A 22058-nucleotide genomic window follows, 5' to 3' on the forward strand; every position below is an offset into this window, starting at 1 on the left:
CAACAGCTGCGGTGCGTCCCACCGGATGATTGGCTGGCGTACATGGCTTCAGAGCGTGCTGCAGACCGTCGGGATCAGGCCGTACGAGCGGCGGTGGAGCAGGGTCTGCTGGGCGAGGCGCAGCCCGTCGCCGCCCTCCTGGACGTGGCCGGCATCCGCTCCTGCGCGGCCGCCCTGCGGGCCGCCTTCGCCGCCGTCACCGACGCCCCCGTGCTGCACGCCTTCGCCGTGAAGGCCGCGCCCCTCGTCCCCGTACTCGCTCTGCTGCACGCCGAGGGCATCGGCGCGGAGGTCGCGAGTCCGGGCGAGCTGGCCCTGGCCCGGGCCGCCGGCGTAGAGCCCGGGCGCACCGTGCTCGACTCCCCCGCCAAGACGCCCGCCGAGCTGCGCGAGGCTCTCGCCCTCGGGATCGCCGTCAACGCCGACAACCCGCAGGAGCTCGCGCGCATCGACGCCCTCATCGCGTCCGCGTCCTCCCGCTCGCCGCTCGGTCTGCGCGTGAATCCGCAGGTCGGCGGGGGCGCCATCGGGGCCCTGTCCACCGCCACCGCGACCTCCAAATTCGGTGTCGCGCTGCGCGACGAAGGCGCCCGCGACTGGGTCGTACGCGCGTATCTCGACCGCCCCTGGCTGACCCGGCTGCACACCCACTCCGGCTCCCAGGGCCTGCCACTGTCCCTGATGGCGCAGGGCATCCAGGTCCTGTACGAACTGGCCGAGGAGATCAACACCGCGGCCGGCCGGCAGCAGATCGACACCCTCGACATTGGCGGCGGCCTCCCGGTCAACTTCACCTCCGACGAGCAGTCACCGGCCTTCGCCGACTACGCCCGGCTGCTCAAGGAGCGGGTCCCCGGAGTGCTCGACGGGCGCTACGGCCTGGTCACCGAGTTCGGCCGCTCCCTGCTCGCCAAGCACGGCACGGTCCTCGCCCGCGTCGAGTACGCCAAGACCGCCGGATCCCGCCCCATCGCGGTCACCCACGCCGGCGTCCAGGTCGCCACCCGTACCGTCTACGACCCGGCCTCCTGGCCGCTGCGCATCGCCGCGTACGACCCCAAGGGCAGCCCCAAGGCCGGGCCCGCCGTGCCGCAGGACATCGCCGGACCCGCCTGCTTCGCGGGCGACCTGCTCGCCGAGAACCGGCCGCTGCCGCTGCTGGAGCAGGGCGATGTGATCGCGGCGCTGGACACCGGCGCGTACTGCTTCTCGAACCACTACGGCTACAACAGCCTGCCCCGGCCCGGCATTTACGGCTTCGTCACCGGCGCGGAGACGGCAGACGGGACGGCGGTGCGGTTCGCGACCGTGCGGAGCCCGCAGAGCCTGGCCGAGATCGTCGCCGAGTCGGGCGGCGCCCACCCGGACACCCTGCTCACCCCCTGATACGCGGGGTCCATGTCGGGGGGCGCGCTGAAACAGCAGGCCGCCTGAACGCGGGCAGGCCGGACCGCCTGGTCGCGACGCGTCAGGAGCAGGCGGTGGTGTGCGGACCCTACCGGGACGGGGGCATGTACCAATGGATAATGCCCCAACTCCCCTCAACAGAAGCCACGTTGCGTAATCTCCCCGTCACTGCCGCACTTCAGTGCGCGGCACGCCGAGGTGGGGAGGGGAGTCCGCGTGCCCGGAATCGACGAGTGTCTGCTTCAGGTCATGCTGGTGCCGGGCGCGCGTGGAGCAGCCATCGTGGACTGGATCAGCGGCCTCGCGCTCGGCACGGTCGGTGAGTCGGCGCACAGCGGCCACGAGGCCGCCGCCGCGGAGACAGCCGAACTGGCCAGGGTGGCCACGGAGTACGCAACCTTCGCGACGTACGCGCCCGAGGACCCCACGCCCGTCGAGGACCTCATCGTCACCACCCGTACCGGCTATCACCTGGTGCGTTTCGTGGACACCGCCTTCGACGGCAGCGTGCTCCTGCATCTGTGGCTCGACCGGGACCTGGGCAATCTCGCACTGGCCCGGCTGCGTCTTCGCCATCTCTCCGAAGGGCTGGTGCTCGGATGAGAGCCGCCGTTTCCCCGATGCTCGTCAGACTCGCGGAAGAACGTGCCACGGGCGTGCTGGTACGCGACCACGGCGCCCTGTACCTGGCCGACGGTCAGGTCGTGCACGCCGAGAGCCCCGCGGCTCCCGGACTCGACGTCCTGCTGACCGCGAGCGGCCGGTTGCCGCACGACAGCTGGGCCGACGCGGTCGCACAAGCGGGCTCGCGCCGCGAGGTCGCACGCTTCCTCGTCGACAGCGGCCAGGTGGGCGGCGGCGAGCTGGAGATCTGCCATCTCGGTGCGCTGTTCGACGCCGCTTTCTTCGCACTCTCGCCCGCCAGCGGTCCGACCCGCTTCCGCTACGGGGTCGCCCACTGGATCGGCCGGGTGCGACCGGTACCCACCCAGGTCGTCGAACGCGAGGCCCAGCGGCGCAGCCTGCTGCTGGACTCGGTATGGCCCCATCCGACGGTCGACACGGCTCCGGTGAAGCGCCGCCCGGAGCCCGCGGGGCGGGCGCTCGGGCCCCGGCGGCAGGGGCTGCTGCATCTCGCCGACGGCGTACGCACCCCGGCCGCCATCGCCCGGACGCTGGGGCGTCCGGCCTTCAACACCCTGGTCGAGGTGCGGAGGCTGGCCGCGGAGGGGCTCATCGAGACGCCCGCCGAGCCGGCCGCGCCCTCAGGGCCCGACACCGATCGTGAGAACGCCGGGACCGGCGAACCCCCGTCCGTCCTGGACTCCGCCATGCTCCGCCGGCTCCGCGACGCACTGGAGGCAACCCTGTGACCCACCGCTCCATCCACCAGGTCCTGTGCCCGCCTTCATGTTCATGAGGCGCGCACTGCGGCAGCGCGCCGAGAGGAGACAGCTCATGACGGCCGAGGCCGATGTGCTCGCCGAACTGAAACGACTGCGCATACGACTGCCCCAGCTGACCGGAGCGCTCGCCGCCAGCACGGACGGTCTCGTGCTGGCGGCGGACACCGGGGAGGCGGAGGGCGTGGCGGCGCTGACCGCCGCCGCCCTCGGCGTCGCGGTGCGGCTGACCGAGGCCACCGGACAGGGGGGCTTCCTCGAGCTGCTGGTCCGGGGCGACCAGGGTTACGTCGCGTCCTACGCGGCGGGGACCTCGGCCGTCCTCACCCTCCTGGCCGAGCCACGCATCAACGTGGGACGGCTCCATCTCGAGGCACGCCGCTCCGGCACCCGCATCGGCGAGCTGGTCGACGGCGCCCTCGAACGACCGGAGAACACCTGACCCATGACCGACACACCATCACGGACACCCAGACGGAAAGGAAGTGCGCATCTCATGGCCAACACCGAACGCGCCCTCAAGGAAGCCACCACTGTCATCGAGGGCGCCATCGGCGCCGCACTCGTCGACTACACCAGCGGAATGGCCCTCGGCACTGTCGGAGGCGGAAAGGACCTGGACCTGACGGTCGCCGCGGCGGGCAACACCGATGTGGTGCGCGCCAAGGTGCGCACCATGGAGCAGCTCGGGCTCAAGGACGGCATCGAGGACATCCTCATCACCCTCGGCGGGCAGTACCACCTGATCCGGCTGCTCAAGGGCCGGGGAGCCAACGGCCTGTTCCTCTACCTGGCGCTCGACAAGGAGCGGGCGAACCTCGCCATGGCCCGGCATCAGCTGAAGAAGATCGAGGCCGAGCTGGAGATCTGACCGCCCGCGGCCGGACAGCCGGAGGGGCTCCGTCGGAGCCCCTCCGGCTACTCCACGAACAGGCCCCGCGCCGCGGCCCTCGCGTCGAACTCCTCCAGTCGCGCCTGCGCGTCCGGCAGGTCGTCGCACATCGCCTCGAGCAGCACCCGCCCCAGCAGCATCGGCGCGCACGCCGTGTCGAAGGCCAGGCCCGTGCCGACCGCCGCCGGGATCAGCAGGTCGCTGTGGCCGGCCACCGGCGCGAACGCCGAGTCCGCGACCGTCACCACCGTCAGCCCCGCCGACCGCGCGTACGCCAGCGCCTCCACGACCTCCTTGGGGTGCCGCGGCAGGGCAAAGCACAGCAGCGCGCTCGCGCCCGCCCGGCGGGCCGCGTCGATGCGGTCGGCGAGCATCGTGCCGCCCTCGTCGAGCAGCCGTACGTCCGGGTGGACCTTTGCCGCGAAGTACGCGAAGCCGCGGGCCTGCGAGGACGCGGCGCGCAGACCGAGCACCGGCAGCGGGCGGGAGGCGGCCAGAAGCCGGCCCGCGCGCTCGACCGCGGCGGGGTCGGCGAGCAGTTCGGACAGGTGGCGCAGGTTCTCGATCTCGGCCTGCACCGCCTGCTGGTACTCGTTGTACGCGTCCTTCCCGGCCTCGCTCTCCGCCGGCGCGACCTCCCGAAGATGGCGGCGCAGCGCGGGATAGCCGTCGAAGCCGAGCGCGACGGCGAAGCGGGTGACGGAGGGCTGGCTGACCCCGGCCAGTTCGGCGAGCTCCACGCTGGACAGGAACGGCGCGTCGGCGGCCCTGCGCACCATGCTGTGCGCGATGCGCCGCTGGGTGGGCGTGAGCCGGTGACTCTCGAAGAGCTGTTGCAGCCGTGCGGCAGGGCTGTCGCTCATGCCATCCCCCTCATCAGGTCCGTGAACCGGTCGAGCAGCGCCGCCGCCCCCGTCACATCATCGGTCAGCGGCCGGTCAGCAAGCTTCTCGGACGGCATCACGCGCAAACCCCTCCTTTCGGACGGTTTGTCTTGCCTTCCGAGCATCTGTAACCAGTGTTTACCCCGGGGCATTGACAACTTATTCAGTCACCGAGAACTCTGCATGACGATATGCAGGCCGGGCAAGGGACGACCGATGATCAAATTCGACGCAGTGAACAAGCGAGAAGGACCCGGAGGACGTGGCGAACGACCGGGCGAAGCAGCACGGCATCGTCAGGACCGCCAACAAGGGAAGCTGACGGGTGGCCGGGGGGTGCACCCAGGGGGGAGAACAGTGGGGCTAGCCCCACTGACGCGCTGCCCCCGCGCCCGTAGCGTGAACGGTTATGGAAGCCCGCGACCCTGAGCTCGAGAAAGAGCTCGCCGCCACCCTGCATGCCCGCCGTGAGCTGGGCGAAGACTACGACTCAGCGCTCGTCGAGTCCTTCCTGGAGAAGGTCGAACAGCGCCTGGACGGCTCGGTGGACCGCCGCGTGCGGCGCCAACTCGCCGAACAGCAGATGGTGGTCGCCCGCGGCGCCCGCTCGCCGCAGTCCGGGGAGGCGAACTTCGGGGAGCGCTTCGGCTTCGGCATCATCTCGATGATCCTTGCCATCCCGCTGTCGGCGATCGCCGTGGTGAACGCCGACCTCGAGGGCCTGATCGTGGCCTGGATCGGCATCGTCGGCGTGAACGCGGTCCACGCGGCGAAGGGCTGGCCCTGGATGCGCCGCCACCGGTCGGAGAAGTCCGACTGGGAGGACTAGCCCTCTTGTTCAGCCCCTCCGGCGTTTGAGGAGCGGGGTCCGGGGCGGAGCCCCGGCAAAAGGCTGTGCGCGGGAACCGCCGCACCCCCGGCGAACCGGGGGGCGGGACGACGGCGGTCCCCGCGTGGGACACGGTCCCGGGTCAGGGCCGGTCGCCGCGTCCAGGGCGTCTTGGGAGTTCCGGGAGCCGCTCCGGTTGTCCTAGACGCCGCTGTGGGTGCCGGCCGGGTTACCTGCCCGGTCCCCCTGCCGACATCCACCAATGTGCCGGACGCGTGTTAAGCGGGTGCTGCGCGTACGTGTCGCGCTCGTACCGTTTTCGAGAAAGGGCGTCTTCCCGCGGCTACTTGCCGCCCTTGGCGAGGAACGCCAGCAGGTCCTGACGGCTCACCACACCCGTCGGCTTGCCCTCAACCAGCACAATCGCCGCGTCCGCCTCGCCGAGCACCTTCATCAGGTCGGCGACCGGCTCGCCCGAGCCGACCTGCGGCAGCGGCGAGGACATGTGCTTCTCCAGCGGGTCCGTCAGCGCGGCGCGCTGCGTGAACAGCGCGTCCAGCAGCTCCCGTTCGACGACCGAGCCGATGACCTCCGCGGCCATCACGTCCGGGTGTCCCGCGCCGGGCTTCACGATCGGCATCTGCGAGACGCCGTACTCGCGCAGCACCTCGATCGCCTCGCCGACCGTCTCCTCCGGGTGCATGTGCACCAGGCTCGGGATCTTGCCGCCCTCTTTGTCGCGCAGGACATCACTGACGCTCGCGGACACGCCCTCGCCCTCGAGGAAGCCGTAGTCCGCCATCCACTCGTCGTTGAAGATCTTGCTGAGGTAGCCGCGGCCGCTGTCCGGCAGCAGGACGACGACGATGTCGTCGGGGCCGAGCCCCTCGGCCACCTTCAGCGCGGCGACCACGGCCATGCCGCAGGAGCCGCCGACGAGCAGCCCCTCCTCCTTGGCGAGGCGGCGCGTCATCTGGAAGGAGTCCTTGTCGGACACGGCGACGATCTCGTCGGTCACGGTCCGGTCGTACGCCGTCGGCCAGAAGTCCTCGCCCACGCCCTCGACGAGGTAGGGCCGGCCGGAGCCGCCCGAGTACACGGAGCCCTCCGGGTCAGCGCCGATGACCTTGACATTGCCGTCGCTGATCTCCTTGAGATAGCGGCCGGTACCGGAGATCGTGCCGCCGGTGCCGACGCCCGCGACGAAGTGGGTGATCCGCCCGTCCGTCTGGTCCCACAGCTCAGGACCGGTGGTCTCGTAGTGCGAGCGCGGGTTGTTGGGGTTGGAGTACTGGTCGGGCTTCCAGGCGCCGGGGGTCTCGGTCACCAGCCGGTCGGAGACGTTGTAGTACGAGTCGGGGTGTTCGGGGTCGACGGCCGTCGGGCAGACGACGACCTCGGCGCCGTAGGCACGGAGCACGTTGATCTTGTCCGTGGACACCTTGTCCGGGCAGACGAAGATGCACTTGTAGCCCTTCTGCTGGGCCACGATGGCAAGTCCGACGCCCGTGTTTCCGCTGGTCGGCTCGACGATCGTGCCGCCGGGCCGGAGCGCGCCGCTCTGCTCGGCCGCCTCGATCATGCGCAGGGCGATGCGGTCTTTCACCGACCCGCCTGGGTTGAAGTACTCGACTTTGGCCAGGACCGTCGCCTGGATGCCTGCGGTCACGTTGTTCAGCTTCAGCAGCGGTGTGTTGCCGACAAGACTGATCATCGAGTCGTGGATGCGCACAATGTTCTCCGGGGTCTCCGTAGTGATGCGGCCAGCGTAAGCGGACGAGCGCGGGATTGGGCGACTGTGGCTACGGGGCAGTTAGCTGATGACCGAATACGGCGACGCGGTGGCTACGAGGAGGTGGCTCGGACTGTGTGGTGGTCGAGGGCGAGGGTGGCACGACGCATCGCCGCGGGCGCTGCCTACGGCGGTGGCGGGATCGGGCTGCTCGGAGCGGCGGCCGTAGGGGTGGTGCTGGCCGAGGTCCAGCTGGCGAAACGCTCGGTGGGCGGGGGCAGGGCGCCGGTCCCGCCGCGCGGTGACGGGACGTACGGGCTGGCCTTCGGGCACACCGGTCCGCTGCGTCTCGGCCTGCTCGGGGACTCGACGGCGGCCGGGCAGGGGGTCCGGCGGGCGGGCCAGACGCCGGGGGCGCTGCTCGCGTCGGGACTGGCGGCGGTGGCGGAGCGGCCGGTGCAGCTGCGCAATGTCGCGCTGCCGGGCGCGATGTCGGACGACCTGGAACGCCAGGTTACGCAGCTGCTCGAGGACCGGACCCGTACGCCGGACGTCTGCGTGATCATGATCGGCGCGAATGACGTCACGCGCCGGATGCCGCCCACGCAGTCCGTCCGCCATCTGTCCTCCGCGGTGCGCAGGCTGCGTACGGCGGGTGCGGAGGTGGTGGTGGGCACGTGCCCGGATCTTGGCACGATCGAGCCGGTGTACCAGCCGCTGCGGTGGCTGGCCCGCCGGGTCTCGCGCCAGCTCGCGGCCGCCCAGACGATCGTCGCCGTCGAACAGGGCGGCCGTACCGTCTCGCTGGGCGACATGCTGGGCCCGGAGTTCGCGGCGAACCCGCGCGAGATGTTCGGCGCGGACAACTACCACCCGTCGGCGGAGGGGTACGCGACGGCGGCGATGGCGATGCTGCCGACGCTGTGCGCGGTGCTGGGCCTGTGGCCGGAATCGGACCACTTGGACGCGGACCGGCACGAGGGCATGCTGCCGGTGGCGAAGGCTGCGGCGACGGCGGCGGCGGAGGCGGGCACGGAGGTAACGGCGGCGAGGGGGCCGTGGGCCCTGCTGAAGCACCGTCGAAGGAGGCGCCTGCCCACCCCGACCCCCACGACGGAACCGGCAGCATCGGATGCCGGGGGCACCTGACCCGGGCACGGGGGCGCGGACTCCTGCCCGGTGCGGGTTCCCCTGCCCGGGTAACGGGGTACGGGAACTGAGCGGGCGCTTAGAAAAGAGGCCCGCATCACACAGCACGACCCGTGACCCAGCCCCTACGTACGGGTAACTTCCCAGACAGTCCTGCCCACTCCCCCTCATGGAGCCGTGATGCCCGAAGCCGTGATCGTCTCAGCTGCCCGCTCACCCATCGGCCGGGCCTTCAAGGGCTCCCTGAAGGACCTGCGCGCCGATGACCTGACCGCCACAATCATCCAGACCGCGCTCGCCAAGGTCCCCGAGCTCGACCCCAAGGACATCGACGACCTGATGCTCGGCTGCGGCCTCCCCGGCGGCGAGCAGGGCCACAACCTCGGGCGGATCATCGCCGTGCAGATGGGGATGGACCACCTCCCCGGATGTACGGTCACCCGCTACTGCTCGTCCTCCCTCCAGACCTCCCGCATGGCGCTGCACGCCATCAAGGCCGGCGAGGGCGACGTGTTCATCTCGGCCGGTGTCGAGATGGTGTCCCGCTTCGTGAAGGGCAACTCCGACAGCCTCCCGGACACGCACAACCCCCTCTTCGCCGAGGCCGAGGCCCGCACCGCCTCCGTGGCCGAGAACGGCGCCGCCGACTGGCACGACCCCCGCCAGGACGGCCTCGTCCCCGACGCGTACATCGCCATGGGGCAGACCGCCGAGAACCTGGCCCGCCTCAAGGGCGTCACCCGCCAGGACATGGACGAGTTCGGCGTACGGTCCCAGAACCTCGCCGAGGAAGCCCTCAAGAACGGCTTCTGGGAGCGCGAGATCACCCCGGTGACGACCCCGGACGGCACGGTCGTCTCCAAGGACGACGGCCCGCGTGCGGGCGTCACCCTGGAGGGCGTGCAGGGCCTGAAGCCGGTCTTCCGCCCCGACGGCTTCGTCACCGCCGCCAACTGCTGCCCGCTCAACGACGGCGCCGCCGCCCTCGTGATCATGTCCGACACCAAGGCGCGCGAGCTGGGCCTGACCCCGCTGGCGCGGATCGTCTCCACCGGTGTCTCCGGCCTCTCGCCCGAGATCATGGGCTACGGCCCGGTCGAGGCGTCCAAGCAGGCGCTGAAGCGCGCCGGCCTGACGATCGACGACATCGACCTGGCCGAGATCAACGAGGCCTTCGCCGCCCAGGTCATCCCCTCCTACCGGGACCTCGGCCTGGACCTGGACAAGGTCAACGTCAACGGTGGCGCGATCGCCGTCGGCCACCCCTTCGGCATGACCGGCGCGCGGATCACCGGCACGCTGATCAACAGCCTGCAGTTCCACGACAAGCAGTTCGGTCTGGAGACCATGTGCGTCGGCGGCGGCCAGGGCATGGCGATGGTCATCGAGCGCCTGAGCTGAACCGGACTGCGCCTGAGCCGAACCAGGCTGAACCGGGCTGCGCCGGGCTGAACCGGGCCGGGAAGCGCCGGGAAGAGACGGGCGAGCGCCTAGACTGAGGCAGCTTTCGGGCTCCGTGGAGCCCTGTTCGTGACTGAATCTCCCCCAGGATGTGACCTATCTCCTGGGGGAGAGGCATTTACGCAGGTCAGGGCCACATTCGGGTTAAACACCAGACCCAAAGTCCTGTCCATTTCGTGACGTAATGCACTGACAGGGGGCGCGGACTCACTGCAAGCTGATGTAGGAAGTCGGGGGGATCGATTGAAACCGGGAGTACGTCAGTGAGCGCCATGTCTATTGCCCTGCTGCTGACCACGGCCGCTGCCACGGCCGTGGGCGCCGCTGCCCTGCACGCCGCACACGGACTGCGCAAGCAGGTCACCACCCTGCGCAGCGAGCTCGCGACCACGCACGGCACCCGCCGTACGGCCGTCGTACCGCAGGCCCGAAGCACCCCCGCCGCCGAGATACGCGCCGCCGTCGCCGAGGCACTCGCCGAGGAACGGGAGCGCGAGCTCGCCGAGGCGCGCGCCTTCTGGGCCGCGCAGGAGTCCCGCGACGCCGCGGACACTTCCTCCCGCTTCGCCGGTGAGGCCTCTGCCTCCCTGCTCGGCGGCCTGAGCGCCCCCGGCGACGAGCTGCCCTTCTACGTCCCGCGCCAGGCCGACTTCGTGGGCCTTGAGGCAATGGACTTCGAGGCGGCCGAGGCGCTGGAGGACCTGGCGGACCTGCCCGAGGTGACGGAGTTCGCCGAGGACTCCCCCGAACTGGCCGCCGCCCGCCGCCGGCACCCCTCGCACCCCGACTTCGTTCCGGTCCAGACCCCGGTGGTCACCGACCACGAGCGCACGGTGGCTCGCCTCGAGGAGCTCGCCGAGACGCGTACCGAGCTCTCCGACGTACGCCCCGGCCCGCTCGGCACGCTCGATGTGTACGTCTTCGCCGACGGCACGACGCTCTGCATGACCCCCGGCCACCGCGAGACGGCCGAGCGGCTCGCCGACGCCCTGCGCGGGGGTGACACCCCGGTGCTGCTGGGCGGCTCCGGCGTCTCCGGCGCGTACGCCCTGACCTTCGCCTGCGGCGAGGAGAGCGTCTACGTTCTCGCGGACCGCGTGATCGCCTCGCACTGACCGTCGCGCGCCGACGTCACCCCAGGGCCCGCCGCGCGGCTTCCCGCACCAGGGCCAGGGCCTCGTCCAGATCTTCCGGCGAGGCCTTTCTCAATGCCTCGGCCAAATCATTCCCGGCGACCGCGACTTGATCCCCCACGGCGAAGATGCCCGCGTCGGGCATGATCAGCGGCGGGCTGTCCGGCGCCTCGATCCGCTGCGCCCGCAGCGCCAACTCCCGGGCCAGCGCCAGTGCTTCGGCGGCGGCGCCGCGCTGCAGCCGGGTCTGCGGAGCGGCCCGCAGCCGGTCGGCGAAGCGGTCCACGGCGGCTGTCAGCTCAGTCGTATCAAGCACGCCGCGACCCTACGCGCTGCCACGACACTGTTGCCAATACGCGAACGCTGAGGCACGGTGGCGTGAAGGAGCACACGCGCAACGCGTCCGGAGGCGCCGATGTCCCAAGTCTTCTCCGATGAGACCCATCGAAATCTGCTCTCCCGAATCCCTCACTGCACCGGTCGTGAGATCACCGACTGGCTCCGCACAGTCGATGAAGGACCATCCCTTTTCCGCTTCGAGGAGAAGGTCAGCTGGCTCCGCAGCGAACACGACCTCGCTTACGGACATGCCAAAGCGATCATTCATGAGTACGACCTGAGGCGCGCCGCGCGCAAGTTGCTCTAGGCCCGCGAGAACGAGGTCCGCGAGAACGCCGAAGGGCCCGCAGGCTGCTGCCTACGGGCCCTTCGCGACGCCGGACGCCGCGCACCCCGCCCTGCGGGCGGACGGCGCTATTCGTCAGACACGGCCTAGTCGCCCTGCAGGATCGAGATCAGCCGCAGGAACTCGAGGTAGATCCACACCAGCGTCATGGTGAGGCCGAAGGCCGCCAGCCAGGACTCCTCGCGCGGAGCGCCGTAGGTGATGCCGTCCTCGACCTGCTTGAAGTCGAGGGCGAGGAAGCAGGCACCGAGGATGACGCCGATGACACCGAAGAGGATGCCGAGGCCGCCGCTGCGGAAGCCGAGACCGTCACCGCCACCGATGGCGGAGAACAGCAGGTTGACGACCATGAGCAGCAGGAAGCCGACGGCCGCTGCCATCACGAAGCCGTAGAAGCGGCGGTTGACGCGGATCCAGCGCCGCTTGTACGCGATCAGCACGCCGGCGAAGACCGACATGGTGCCGAGCACCGCCTGCGGGACCGCACCGGCCGAGACATAGGTCGAGACCGCGCTGGAGATCACTCCGAGGAAGACACCCTCGAAGGCCGCGTACAGCAGAATCAGCGCGGGCGACGCCTTGCGCTTGAAGGCCTGGATCATCGCGAAGACGAAGGCCACCAGGGCCGCGCCGATCGCGATGCCGTACGACTTGCCGATATTGGCTTCGTCGACCGGCAGCAGGAACCAGGCGAGGGCGGCGGTGACGAACACCGTACCGAGCGTCATGGCGGTACGCGCCACCACGTCGTCGATGGTCATCACATTGCCGCGCGCGGGCGCCTGCGTGTCCGCGGGCGCGTACGGGTTGGTCGCGTACGGGTTGCCCGCGCCCTGCGTGTAGGGGCTGGTTCCTACGGCGGGGCCCCCGGCCTGCGGCTGCTGCGCGTTGAACCCCGCGTAGCCGTTGTCGCGGCTGAACCCCCGTCGCGAGAAGACCGGGTTGCTACTCCTCATCTCACTCCTCCATGGCCACCCTGCGCAGCCTTGAGGCAAGAGTAATGCGAGGGCAAAAGGAACACCCTAGTGCTCGGGGAGGATCTTTCCGAGATCGTGACCGTCGCCGCAGTGCGGATCGCGTCCCGCCGGGGCCGGGAAGGCAGGCTCGGCGGGCGAAATGGTGCCCGGAGCCGGACTCGAACCGGCACGACCCGAAGGCCAGCGAGGTTTAAGCTCGCCGTGTCTGCGTTCCACCATCCGGGCATGGCGCGCGGCTCCGCGTTGGCACATGAGCCTATCCGTGCGGATCACCCGATCAGCCGGGCCATGGCCCGATGTTGTCTTATTCTATTGGCGCCTGAGGGTGCGTCAGTGCAGGTAACCGGGTATTCACAGCCACCCTGCACGGCTCACGGCCACCGCCCCACGTACCCCGGATTGACGGAAACTCGCCGCCCGTCACCCTCGGCCCTTCTCAGGGACGCCGTCATACCAAAGGAGGAGGAACGGGCCGTACGGTCCGACCCAAGAGGGCCCCGGGAACGGGCACCGCGGCTGACGATCCGCGGCCGAGCGGCCGACAGGATGGTGTTGTCCCCCGCAGAACCCCGCGACAGGAGCCCTCCTCGTGACCACCACCCCCATCGCTCACCGCGCCACCGCAGTGGCCGCCCGCGCCACGGATCTGTCCAAGGTGTACGGACAGGGCGAGACCCAGGTGGTCGCGCTGGACCAGGTCACCGTGGACTTCCGGCAGGCGGAGTTCACCGCGATCATGGGCCCGTCGGGCTCCGGCAAGTCCACGCTGATGCACTGCGTGGCCGGCCTGGACAGCTTCAGCTCCGGGTCCGTACGGATCGGTGAGACCGAGCTCGGGTCGCTCAAGGACAAGCAGCTGACCCAGCTGCGCCGGGACAAGATCGGCTTCATCTTCCAGGCGTTCAACCTGCTGCCGACGCTGACCGGTCTGGAGAACATCACGCTGCCGATGGACATCGCCGGCCGCAAGCCCGACAAGCAGTGGCTGCAGCAGGTCATCGAGATGGTGGGCCTGCAGGACCGGCTGAGCCACCGCCCCACCGAGCTCTCCGGCGGCCAGCAGCAGCGCGTCGCAGTCGCCCGTGCCCTGGCCTCGCAGCCGGAGATCATCTTCGGTGACGAGCCGACCGGAAACCTGGACTCGCGCTCCGGCGCCGAGGTGCTGGGCTTCCTGCGCAACTCCGTACGGGAGCTGGGCCAGACCGTCGTCATGGTCACGCACGACCCGGTGGCCGCCTCCTACGCCGACCGGGTGATCTTCCTCGCGGACGGGCGGATCGTCGACGAGATGCTGCACCCCACCGCGGACGGCGTTCTCGACCGGATGAAGGAGTTCGACGCCAAGGGCCGGACCAGCTGACCGACCGCTGACCCGTAAACCTCCGGCGCCGGATCCCCGGCTCTCACACCAGGACTGACACAGACATGTTCCGTACCGCCCTGCGCAATGTGCTCTCGCACAAGGCCAGGCTGCTGATGACCGTACTCGCCGTGATGCTCGGCGTGGCCTTCGTCTCCGGCACCCTGGTCTTCACCGACACCCTCGGCAACGCCTACCGCAAGCAGTCGGCCAAGAGCTACGACAACGTCGCGGTCGCCGTCACCACCCACACCAGCCAGAGCGACGGCAAGAACGCCGGCGTCGACACGAAGACCCTGGAGAAGATCCGGGGTCTGGACGGGGTCGCCGGCGCCACCGGGCGGGTCTCCGGTTTCGCCGGGGTCGCCGACCAGGACGGCAAGCTGATCGGCAACGGCTGGTCCAACACCGGCGCGAACTTCGCCCCCGGCAAGGACGGCAAGGACGCCCAGTACAGCTTCACCGACGGCTCGGGCCCGGTGAAGGACAGTCAGATCGCCCTCGACCGGGACTCGGCGGACAAGGGCAAGTACCGGGTCGGGGACACCGTGCGGGTCGCCACCAACGGTCCGGTGAAGGAGTACACCCTCTCCGGTGTCTTCACCACCGAGGACGGCGCCGTCAACGCGGGCGGCAGCCTGGTCCTCTTCGACACCCCGGTCGCCCAGAAGCTCTATCTGCAGCCCGGCTTCTTCAAGGACGTCACGATCACCGCCGCGGCCGGCGCCTCCGACCAGAAGATCCTGGACGCGGTCGGGCCGCTGCTGCCCAAGGACGCCGAGGCGCAGACCGGCAAGCAGCTCGCCGACGACCAGGCCAGGGAGATCGAGCAGGGCCTGTCCAACCTCAACACGATGCTGCTCTCCTTCGCGGCCATCGCCCTCTTCGTCGGTGTCTTCCTGATCGCCAACACCTTCACCATGCTGGTCGCCCAGCGCACCAGGGAGCTGGCGCTGATGCGCGCCGTCGGCGCCTCGCGCCGGCAGGTCAAGCGCTCGGTGATGCTCGAGGCGCTCGTGGTCGGCGCGCTCGCCTCCGTGATCGGCTTCGTCCTCGGAATCGGTCTGGCGACCGGACTGCGTTCCGCGATGGGCTCCTTCGGCGCGAAGGTGCCCGCGGGGCCGCTGGTCGTCTCACCCACCGCGGTCCTCGCCGCGCTCGCCGTCGGCGTACTGGTCACCGTGCTCGCCGCGTGGCTGCCCGCCCGCCGGGCCGCGAAGATCCCGCCGGTGGCGGCGATGAGCAGCGTGCACGCGGTGGCGACCACCAGGTCACTGGTCGTACGGAACTCCATCGGCGGCGTGATCACGCTGCTCGGCATGGCCGGCATCCTCGGCGGTGCGGCGGCGGCCGGCAGCGATGGCCGCATGCTCATCGGCGCGGGCGCGTTCCTGTCGCTGATCGGCATCATCGTGCTGATCCCGCTGCTGTCCCGTCCGGTCATCGCGCTGGCGCGGCCCCTGCTGAACCGGGTGTTCGGGGTTGCCGGCAAGCTGGCCGGCCAGAACGCGGTCCGCAATCCGCGCCGTACCGGAGCCACCGCCTCGGCGCTGGCGATCGGCCTCACCCTGGTCACCGGCCTCACGACCCTCGGTGTCACGCTGGGCCAGGCCATCGACAAGATGACCACGGACAACATCCGCGCCGACTACATGGTGGCCATGGCCGGCACTGACGCCCTCGACAAGTCGGCGCTCACCGCGCTGGAGAAGGCGAAGGGTGTCAGCGCGGTCTCCCCGCAGCAGTCCACCTCGCTGGAGATCAAGGACGAGTTCCACTCCGCCTCGGCGGTCACCCCCGGGGATGTGGAGAAGGTCTTCGACCTGAAGACGGTCTCCGGCTCCATGGCCACGCTCGGCCAGGGCCAGATCGCGGTCGCCGAGAAGACCGCGAAGTCGAACGGCTGGAAGACCGGCGACACGCTGCCGGTGAAGTTCGGCGACGACACCGACGGCGGCAAGGCGGAGACGAAGAACCTGACGGTCGGCGCGGTCTACCAGGACAACGAGTTCCTCTCGCCGGTCGTGGTGTCGACGTCCCTGGTCGCTCCCTTCGAGCCGAAGCCGTACATCCCCGAGATCTGGGTGAAGATGGACGGCGGCGCGAGCGCGGCGAACGAGCAGGCGCTGGTGAACGCGCTGGGTGACAACCCGGCGATGAGCATCATGGACCAGCAGGACATCCGGAACATGTTCGGCGGCATGATCAACACCATGCTGAACATCATGTACGGGCTGCTGGGGATGGCCCTGATCATCGCGGTGCTCGGTGTCATCAACACCCTCGCGATGTCGGTCTTCGAGCGCCAGCAGGAGATCGGCATGCTGCGGGCGATCGGCCTGGACCGCCGGAAGGTCAAGCGCATGATCCGCCTGGAGGCGGTGGTGATCTCGCTCTTCGGCGCGGTGATCGGTGTCGGACTCGGCTCCTTCCTGGCCTGGGCGATCGGCGAGACGATCAGGTCGGAGATCCCCGGGTACGCGCTGGTCGTGCCGTGGGAGCGGATCGGGATCTTCCTGCTGCTGGCCGGGGTGGTCGGCGTGCTGGCCGCGCTGTGGCCGGCCCGCAGTGCGGCGCGGCTGAACATGCTGACGGCGATCAAGACCGAATAGGTCCCCGCTGTACGCATCGGGGCCCCGCGACCGGGAGTCGGTCGCGGGGCCCCTTGCGTGCGCCCTCGTACGGCGGGACTCGGATCCAGGGGCTCAGTTCCAGGTACGGGCTCGCAGAGGCAGCCCGGAAGCACCGCTCTCCGGGGTCTTCACGGCCAGGATCTGGTTGACGCCGATCCGGTTGCGCTCGAAGGAGACCGCGGACGCGGCCATGTAGAGCCGCCAGACGCGGGCACGGCCGGGGGTGCTGAGCCGCGTCGCCCGGCGCCGGTCGGCCTCCAGTTTCTCGACCCAGCGGCGCAGGGTGAGGGCGTAGTGCTCGCGGATCGACTCGACGTCGCGCACCTCGAAGCCCGCTTCCTCGAGGGTGGTGATGGTGCGTCCTACGGGGGCGAGCTCGCCGTCCGGGAAGACGTACCGGTCGATGAACTCGTCGACGTGGTAGGCGGATTCGTCACGCTCGGGGCGGCGGGCGATCTGGTGATTGAGGAGCCGGCCACCGGGCCTGAGGAGGAAGAAGAGCTGGTCGGCGTACTCGTGGTAGTGGACGATGCCGACATGTTCGGCCATGCCGATGGAGGAAACGGCGTCGTACGGACCGTCCCTGACATCCCGGTAGTCCTGAACGCGGATCTCGATCCGGTCGGTGAGGCCCTCCTCGGCGATGCGCTTGCGGGCATAGGCGGCCTGCTCCCGGGAGAGGGTGACGCCGGTGACCTGGGCGCCGTACTCACGGGCGGCGTGTACGGCCATCGAGCCCCAGCCGCAGCCGACGTCGAGGAGCCGGTCGCCCTCCTTGAGGGCGAGCTTGCGGCAGATGAGGTCGAGCTTGTCGCGCTGGGCGTCCTCGAGGCTCCCGCCGTCCTCCCAGTAGGCGCAGGAGTACACCATGGACGGCCCGAGCACGAGCGCGTAGAAGTCGTTGCCGACGTCGTAGTGGTGGCTGATGGCCTTCTTGTCGCGGCGCTTGGTGTGCAGCGGCCCGGCGCGCCGCCGGACCTCTTCGGCGGGCGGGGGCGGCGGGGGCAGTACGCCACCGATCCTCAGCAGCCCGCGCACGGCGGCCCGGAGCCGGGGGTCGCGGACGGGGTGGACGGTCTTCTTCCCCTGCTCGCCGCGCTCCCAGACGATCCCGGCGAGCAGGTCGAGCAGCTCGTACAGATCGCCGTCGACGTCGATCTCCCCGGCGACCCAGGCCCGGGCGAGCCCGAGCTCCCCCGGCCGCCACAGAAGCCGGCGCAGCGCGCGCCGGTGCCGGACGACAAGGACAGGAGCTCCCGGGGGGCCGGATTCACTGCCGTCCCAGGCCCGGATACGGACCGGGAGACTGGCTCCCAGCAACTCCTCGGCAAGAGTGGTCAGCCGCAGCGCGGCGTCGGCCATGGCGCACACCTCCGTGACGGTGTTTCCCCAGAACTGCTCCACGCCACGCCCGCAATGGGCCGCATGGTGCAATTCAGTGAACAATGCGACCGCCGTGCCCGCTTCCCCGCGTCAGGCAAGATCCGGGAAAAATACATGCCCGCATGCACGTGCCGGAGCCCCGTACCGGGCGCGGGCGAAAGTCCCGCGCATGCCGAAGGGGCCGCCCGCACCACGGATGGCGGACGGCCCCTTCGGGGGTGACACGTACTCAGGCGGACAGGGCCTAGGCCTTCGCCTTCTCCGCCTCGTGCTTCGCGGCCGACGCCGCCGGGGCCGGCTTCGCCGCCTCGTAGAACTCCTCGCGCGGCGACTCCATCGCACCGAGGGAGACCACCTCGCGCTTGAGGAACATCGCCAGCGTCCAGTCCGCGAAGACCCGGATCTTGCGGTTCCACGTCGGCATCGCGAAGCCGTGGTAGCTACGGTGCATGTACCAGGCCAGCCGGCCCTTGAGCTTGATCTTCACCTTGCCCATGACGATCATCGCGACGCCCTTGTGCAGGCCGAGGCCGGCCACCGCGCCCTTGTTGGCGTGCTCGTACTTCTTCTGCGGGAAGCCGCGCATACCGGAGATCACGTTGTCGCCGAGGACCCGCGCCTGGCGCAGCGCGTGCTGGGCGTTCGGCGGGCACCAGGCGTTCTCGACGCCGGCCTTGCGGGCCGCCACGTCCGGGACCTGGGCGTTGTCGCCCGCGGCCCAGATGTAGTCCGTGCCCTGGACCTGCAGCGTCGTCGTGGTGTCGACGTGGCCGCGCGGGCCCAGCGGCAGGCCGTAACGCACCAGCGCCGGGTTCGGCTTCACGCCGGCCGTCCACACGATGGTGTTGGAGTCGACCTCGAGGCCGTTCTTCAGCACGACGTGACCGTCCACGCACGAGTCCATCGACGTGGAGAGGTAGATCTCGATGCCGCGGCCCTCGAGGTGCTCCTTGCCGTACTGGCCCAGCTTCGGGCCGACCTCGGGAAGGATCTTGTCGGCCGCGTCGACCAGGATGAAGCGCATGTCCTCGCGCTTGACGCTCGTGTAGTACTTGGCGGCGTCCCGCGCCAGGTCCTCCACCTCGCCGATGGTCTCCGCGCCGGCGAAGCCGCCGCCCACGAAGACGAAGGTCAGCGCCTTGCGGCGGACCTCTTCATCGGTCGTCGAGTCGGCCTTGTCCAGCTGCTCGAGTACGTGGTTGCGCAGGCCGATGGCCTCCTCGATGCCCTTCATACCGATGCCCTGCTCGGCGAGGCCGGGGATCGGGAAGGTACGGGAGACCGCGCCGAGCGCGATGACCAGGTAGTCGAAGGGCAGCTCGTACGCCTCGCCGACCAGCGGGGCGATCGTGGCGACCTTGCGGTCCTGATCGATGGTGGTGACGCGACCGGTGAGCACCTCGGCCTTGGGCAGTACGCGTCGCAGCGGTACGACGACGTGCCTCGGCGAGATGCTGCCGGCGGCAGCTTCGGGGAGGAAGGGCTGGTACGTCATGTACGAGCGCGGGTCCACGACCGTGACGGTCGCTTCCGCGTAACGCATCTTCTTCAGAATGCGTCGAGCTGCGTACAGGCCTACGTACCCACCGCCTACAACGAGGATCCTGGGACGCTCCGTGGTGCTCATGCCATCGAGTATCCACCCCCCTAGGAGGGGGTGCTCGTGAGCCCCTTCACAAGCTATGGACCCACCTCTGCTACACTGCGCGGCCGCCGTGATCGAGGTCATGGCGCCCGAGGGGAACCACGGTGGGGTGGCACACGTTGTTCACCCCTCGTGAGCTGGCCCTAAGGGGTCGCCCCGAGTGGACCACGGGCCCGGTTCACGCCGCCGTAACACCCGTGGAACCGCCCGGAATGTGCGCTCCGGAGCCCAAGGGACGGGCGGCGGGGGGCTTTCGGCCCCCCGCAGCACCCATCAGGGCCCTTTTCCTTGTGAAGAACTTCACGAAGTTCGTCGCGAGGCGGTCGCCGTAGGGTCGCCCGAGGGCCGTCAGGCGGTCCCCGAGGGGCCCGTCAGGCGATGGACCAGGCGATCCCGTCGAGGATGTCGTGCTCGCTGACGACCACTTCCCGCGCCCCGGTCCGCTGCATGATCGTGAGCAGGACGAGCGCCCCGGCGGTGATCACGTCGACCCGGCCCGGGTGCATCACGGGGATCGCCGCGCGCTCGTCGTGCGTGGAGTTGAGCAGCGCGCCGGTGATCTCCTGGACCTGCTCCAGGGAGATCCGCGCGTGATGGATCGCCGCCGAGTCGTACGTCTCCAGGTCCAGTGCGATGCCGGCCACCGTGGTCACCGAACCCGCGAGCCCGACCAGGGTGTGCGCCCCGGTGATCGGGACGCTCTCCTCCACCACGTCGAGAGCCGCGTCGATGTCGGCGCGGATCGCGGTGATCTGCCCCGGGGTCGCCGGGCTGCTCGGGGCGTGCCGCTCCGTCAGCCGTACGCAGCCGATGTCGACGGAGCGCGCGGCGCGGACATGGCCGTCGCCGACGACGAACTCCGTCGAGCCGCCGCCGATGTCCACGACCAGGTACGGCTTCTCCAGGTCGGTGCGCCCGGTGAGCTCCTTGGTGGCGCCGGTGAAGGAGAACTCCGCCTCCTGCTCCCCGGTGATCACCTCGGGCTCGACGCCCAGGATGTCGAGCACCCCTCGTACGAACTCGTCCCGGTTGGACGCGTCGCGCGAGGCGGAGGTGGCCACGAAGCGGATCTTCTCCGCGCCGTACTCCTTGATCGCGTCGGCGTACTCGCGGCAGGCGGCGAAGGTGCGCTCCAGCGCCTCGGGCGCGAGCCGCCCGGTCCGGTCCACACCCTGGCCGAGGCGGACGATGATCATCCGCCGGTCGAGTTCGATCAGCTCGCCCGTCTCCGGGTCCGCGTCGGCGACGAGCAGCCGGATGGAGTTCGTACCGCAGTCGACTGCGGCGACCCGGGTCACTTCTTGTCCCCTTCTTCACAAGGTGCCACGCACGGGCCCTTGCTCCACCACTCGGGCAGCATCGCGATCGCCTCGTCGCCCAGCGGATTGACCCCGGGGCCGGCCGCGAGCGAGTGGCCGACCAGTACGTGCAGGCACTTCACCCGGTCGGGCATACCGCCCGCGCTGGGGAAGCCCTGCAGCACCTCGATGGCGTCGCGGCGCGTGATGTAGTCCTCGTGGGCGGCGCGGTACGCGGCGGCCAGCTCCGGATCGGTCGCCAGGCGCTCGGTCATCTCCTTCATGACGCCGTTCGCCTCGAGCGTGCCGATCGCCGACGCGGCGCGCGGGCAGGTCAGGTAGTACAGCGTCGGGAAGGGGGTGCCGTCGGGGAGCCGCGGCGCGGTCTCGACGACGTCCGGCTGTCCGCACGGGCAGCGGTGCGCGATCGCGCGCAGTCCGCGCGGCGGGCGGCCGAGCTGCTGCTTGAACGCGGCGATGTCCGCGTCGGTCGGCTCGGTCGGTGCGGTGGTGGGAGGAGGGGTTTCCATGCCTGCCTTGTTCCAGCGGTGCTTCTACTGCCGCTACTGCTTCTACGGGCTGCTACTGCTTGTTGCGGTCGGCGTGGTCGACGCCGTCCCAGACGTTCGAGTACCAGGGGCGGTCCGCCGTCCCCTCGTCGGTACTGCGCTGCTCGGCGGCCTCCGGGTCGATCACGGTGTATCCGGTCTCGCCCGGCAGCACCATGTGCAGGTGCTCACGGGCCAGGCGCTGGATGTACAGGTTGTCCTGGAGCCGCGCCTTCTCGTCCCTCAGCCGCTCGACCTGCTGCTTGGCCTCGTCCATCCGGCGCTCCTGGTCGGAGATGTCGGAGCGCTGGGAGACGTACTGACGCATCGGGTAGGCGAGCGCGACGACCAGCGAGCAGACCACCAGGGCCAGAAACGCCGCCCGGCCGGTGAGCCGGGAGCGGCGGGCCTGCCTGCGGTTCTGCGAACGGTAGACGCGAGCGGCGGTCTGCTCACCGAGCAGCCGCAGCCTGGTCGAGGTGGAGAACCGGTCCTGGTCCCCTTTGCGTGCCATGGTCTCGCCTCCCCTTTACGCGCGTACGTCCCCGGACACGGTACGGGACCGTGGCCGGGGACGTACGGACGACAGGGCGTCAGGAGCGCGAACGGCCCCTGCCTCCTCTTGTTTCAGTTCGAGCT

At 70.1% G+C, this 22058-nt stretch carries 21 protein-coding genes and 1 tRNA gene; 12 read left to right on the plus strand and 10 right to left on the minus strand.

The genetic code is table 11. From position 1 onward, the window contains the following. Window positions 1-42 precede the first annotated feature (42 nt). From SLUN_RS15875 to SLUN_RS15895, 5 genes are all read left to right on the plus strand, one after another. A complete protein-coding gene (locus tag SLUN_RS15875) occupies window positions 43-1386 on the plus strand; it encodes a type III PLP-dependent enzyme domain-containing protein (protein WP_108149107.1) in 1344 nt (447 codons plus the stop codon). A 237-nt stretch (window positions 1387-1623) separates the two neighbouring features. Beyond that, window positions 1624-2010 carry a hypothetical protein gene (locus SLUN_RS15880; RefSeq protein ID WP_108149108.1) on the plus strand — a complete coding sequence of 129 codons (387 nt, stop codon included), beginning with the start codon at window positions 1624-1626 and terminating at the stop codon, window positions 2008-2010. Then, complete coding sequence (locus SLUN_RS15885; protein ID WP_108149109.1) at window positions 2007-2780, plus strand: hypothetical protein; 774 nt, start codon at window positions 2007-2009, stop codon at window positions 2778-2780. Before SLUN_RS15880 ends, SLUN_RS15885 begins: the two co-directional genes overlap by 4 nt. Before the next feature lie 43 nt (window positions 2781-2823). Next, window positions 2824-3252 carry a roadblock/LC7 domain-containing protein gene (locus SLUN_RS15890; RefSeq protein ID WP_108154775.1) on the plus strand — a complete coding sequence of 143 codons (429 nt, stop codon included), beginning with the start codon at window positions 2824-2826 and terminating at the stop codon, window positions 3250-3252. A 54-nt stretch (window positions 3253-3306) separates the two neighbouring features. Further along, window positions 3307-3681, plus strand: a complete 375-nt coding sequence (locus SLUN_RS15895) for a hypothetical protein (protein WP_108149110.1) — start codon at window positions 3307-3309, stop codon at window positions 3679-3681. Between the two features lie 47 nt (window positions 3682-3728). On the opposite strand, the gene SLUN_RS15900 is transcribed toward SLUN_RS15895, so the two are convergent. After that, window positions 3729-4565: a MurR/RpiR family transcriptional regulator gene (locus SLUN_RS15900; protein WP_108149111.1), complete on the minus strand. Its 837-nt coding sequence runs from the start codon at window positions 4563-4565 to the stop codon at window positions 3729-3731. A 430-nt stretch (window positions 4566-4995) separates the two neighbouring features. On the opposite strand from SLUN_RS15900, the gene SLUN_RS15905 reads away from it, so the two are divergent. Continuing rightward, window positions 4996-5415 carry a hypothetical protein gene (locus tag SLUN_RS15905; RefSeq protein WP_108149112.1) on the plus strand — a complete coding sequence of 140 codons (420 nt, stop codon included), beginning with the start codon at window positions 4996-4998 and terminating at the stop codon, window positions 5413-5415. Between the two features lie 343 nt (window positions 5416-5758). On the opposite strand, the gene SLUN_RS15910 is transcribed toward SLUN_RS15905, so the two are convergent. Continuing rightward, window positions 5759-7147 (minus strand): cystathionine beta-synthase, encoded by a 1389-nt coding sequence (locus tag SLUN_RS15910; protein ID WP_108149113.1) that lies wholly within the window; start codon window positions 7145-7147, stop codon window positions 5759-5761. A gap of 156 nt (window positions 7148-7303) precedes the next feature. Here SLUN_RS15910 and SLUN_RS15915 point away from each other — a divergent pair, with 156 nt between their 5' ends. The 3 genes from SLUN_RS15915 to SLUN_RS15925 all read left to right on the plus strand — a co-directional run bounded on the left by SLUN_RS15915 (window position 7304) and on the right by SLUN_RS15925 (window position 10872). Continuing rightward, entirely contained in the window at window positions 7304-8296 is a 993-nt protein-coding gene (locus tag SLUN_RS15915) for an SGNH/GDSL hydrolase family protein (protein WP_108149114.1), read from the plus strand. A gap of 180 nt (window positions 8297-8476) precedes the next feature. Continuing rightward, window positions 8477-9697: an acetyl-CoA C-acetyltransferase gene (locus SLUN_RS15920; RefSeq protein ID WP_108149115.1), complete on the plus strand. Its 1221-nt coding sequence runs from the start codon at window positions 8477-8479 to the stop codon at window positions 9695-9697. Between the two features lie 332 nt (window positions 9698-10029). Next, entirely contained in the window at window positions 10030-10872 is an 843-nt protein-coding gene (locus SLUN_RS15925) for a hypothetical protein (protein ID WP_175313344.1), read from the plus strand. A gap of 16 nt (window positions 10873-10888) precedes the next feature. Here SLUN_RS15925 and SLUN_RS15930 read toward each other — a convergent pair whose 3' ends face one another. Further along, window positions 10889-11206 carry a hypothetical protein gene (locus tag SLUN_RS15930; protein ID WP_108149117.1) on the minus strand — a complete coding sequence of 106 codons (318 nt, stop codon included), beginning with the start codon at window positions 11204-11206 and terminating at the stop codon, window positions 10889-10891. Between the two features lie 99 nt (window positions 11207-11305). Here SLUN_RS15930 and SLUN_RS15935 point away from each other — a divergent pair, with 99 nt between their 5' ends. Then, window positions 11306-11536, plus strand: a complete 231-nt coding sequence (locus tag SLUN_RS15935; protein ID WP_108149118.1) for a DUF4287 domain-containing protein — start codon at window positions 11306-11308, stop codon at window positions 11534-11536. A gap of 125 nt (window positions 11537-11661) precedes the next feature. Here SLUN_RS15935 and SLUN_RS15940 read toward each other — a convergent pair whose 3' ends face one another. Further along, window positions 11662-12531 carry a Bax inhibitor-1/YccA family protein gene (locus tag SLUN_RS15940; RefSeq protein ID WP_108149119.1) on the minus strand — a complete coding sequence of 290 codons (870 nt, stop codon included), beginning with the start codon at window positions 12529-12531 and terminating at the stop codon, window positions 11662-11664. 161 nt (window positions 12532-12692) lie between these two features. After that, window positions 12693-12777: transfer RNA gene (locus tag SLUN_RS15945), tRNA-Leu, on the minus strand. A gap of 364 nt (window positions 12778-13141) precedes the next feature. Here SLUN_RS15945 and SLUN_RS15950 point away from each other — a divergent pair. Together SLUN_RS15950 and SLUN_RS15955 are read left to right on the plus strand one after the other, a co-directional pair. Continuing rightward, window positions 13142-13912, plus strand: coding sequence for an ABC transporter ATP-binding protein (locus tag SLUN_RS15950; RefSeq protein WP_108149120.1), 771 nt, complete (start codon window positions 13142-13144; stop codon window positions 13910-13912). A 65-nt stretch (window positions 13913-13977) separates the two neighbouring features. Continuing rightward, window positions 13978-16524 carry an ABC transporter permease gene (locus tag SLUN_RS15955; RefSeq protein ID WP_108149121.1) on the plus strand — a complete coding sequence of 849 codons (2547 nt, stop codon included), beginning with the start codon at window positions 13978-13980 and terminating at the stop codon, window positions 16522-16524. Between the two features lie 93 nt (window positions 16525-16617). On the opposite strand, the gene SLUN_RS15960 is transcribed toward SLUN_RS15955, so the two are convergent. The 5 genes from SLUN_RS15960 to SLUN_RS15980 all read right to left on the minus strand — a co-directional run bounded on the left by SLUN_RS15960 (window position 16618) and on the right by SLUN_RS15980 (window position 21933). Beyond that, window positions 16618-17907, minus strand: coding sequence for a class I SAM-dependent methyltransferase (locus SLUN_RS15960; RefSeq protein ID WP_108154776.1), 1290 nt, complete (start codon window positions 17905-17907; stop codon window positions 16618-16620). 265 nt (window positions 17908-18172) lie between these two features. Beyond that, complete coding sequence (locus SLUN_RS15965; protein ID WP_108149122.1) at window positions 18173-19555, minus strand: NAD(P)/FAD-dependent oxidoreductase; 1383 nt, start codon at window positions 19553-19555, stop codon at window positions 18173-18175. 389 nt (window positions 19556-19944) lie between these two features. Next, window positions 19945-20871 carry a Ppx/GppA phosphatase family protein gene (locus SLUN_RS15970; RefSeq protein WP_108149123.1) on the minus strand — a complete coding sequence of 309 codons (927 nt, stop codon included), beginning with the start codon at window positions 20869-20871 and terminating at the stop codon, window positions 19945-19947. After that, entirely contained in the window at window positions 20868-21401 is a 534-nt protein-coding gene (locus tag SLUN_RS15975; RefSeq protein ID WP_108149124.1) for a DUF501 domain-containing protein, read from the minus strand. Before SLUN_RS15975 ends, SLUN_RS15970 begins: the two co-directional genes overlap by 4 nt. A gap of 52 nt (window positions 21402-21453) precedes the next feature. Beyond that, entirely contained in the window at window positions 21454-21933 is a 480-nt protein-coding gene (locus tag SLUN_RS15980; RefSeq protein ID WP_108149125.1) for an FtsB family cell division protein, read from the minus strand. Between the last annotated feature and the right edge of the window lie 125 nt (window positions 21934-22058).

Source organism: Streptomyces lunaelactis, assembly GCF_003054555.1.
In the GTDB taxonomy this organism is placed as follows: domain Bacteria; phylum Actinomycetota; class Actinomycetes; order Streptomycetales; family Streptomycetaceae; genus Streptomyces; species Streptomyces lunaelactis.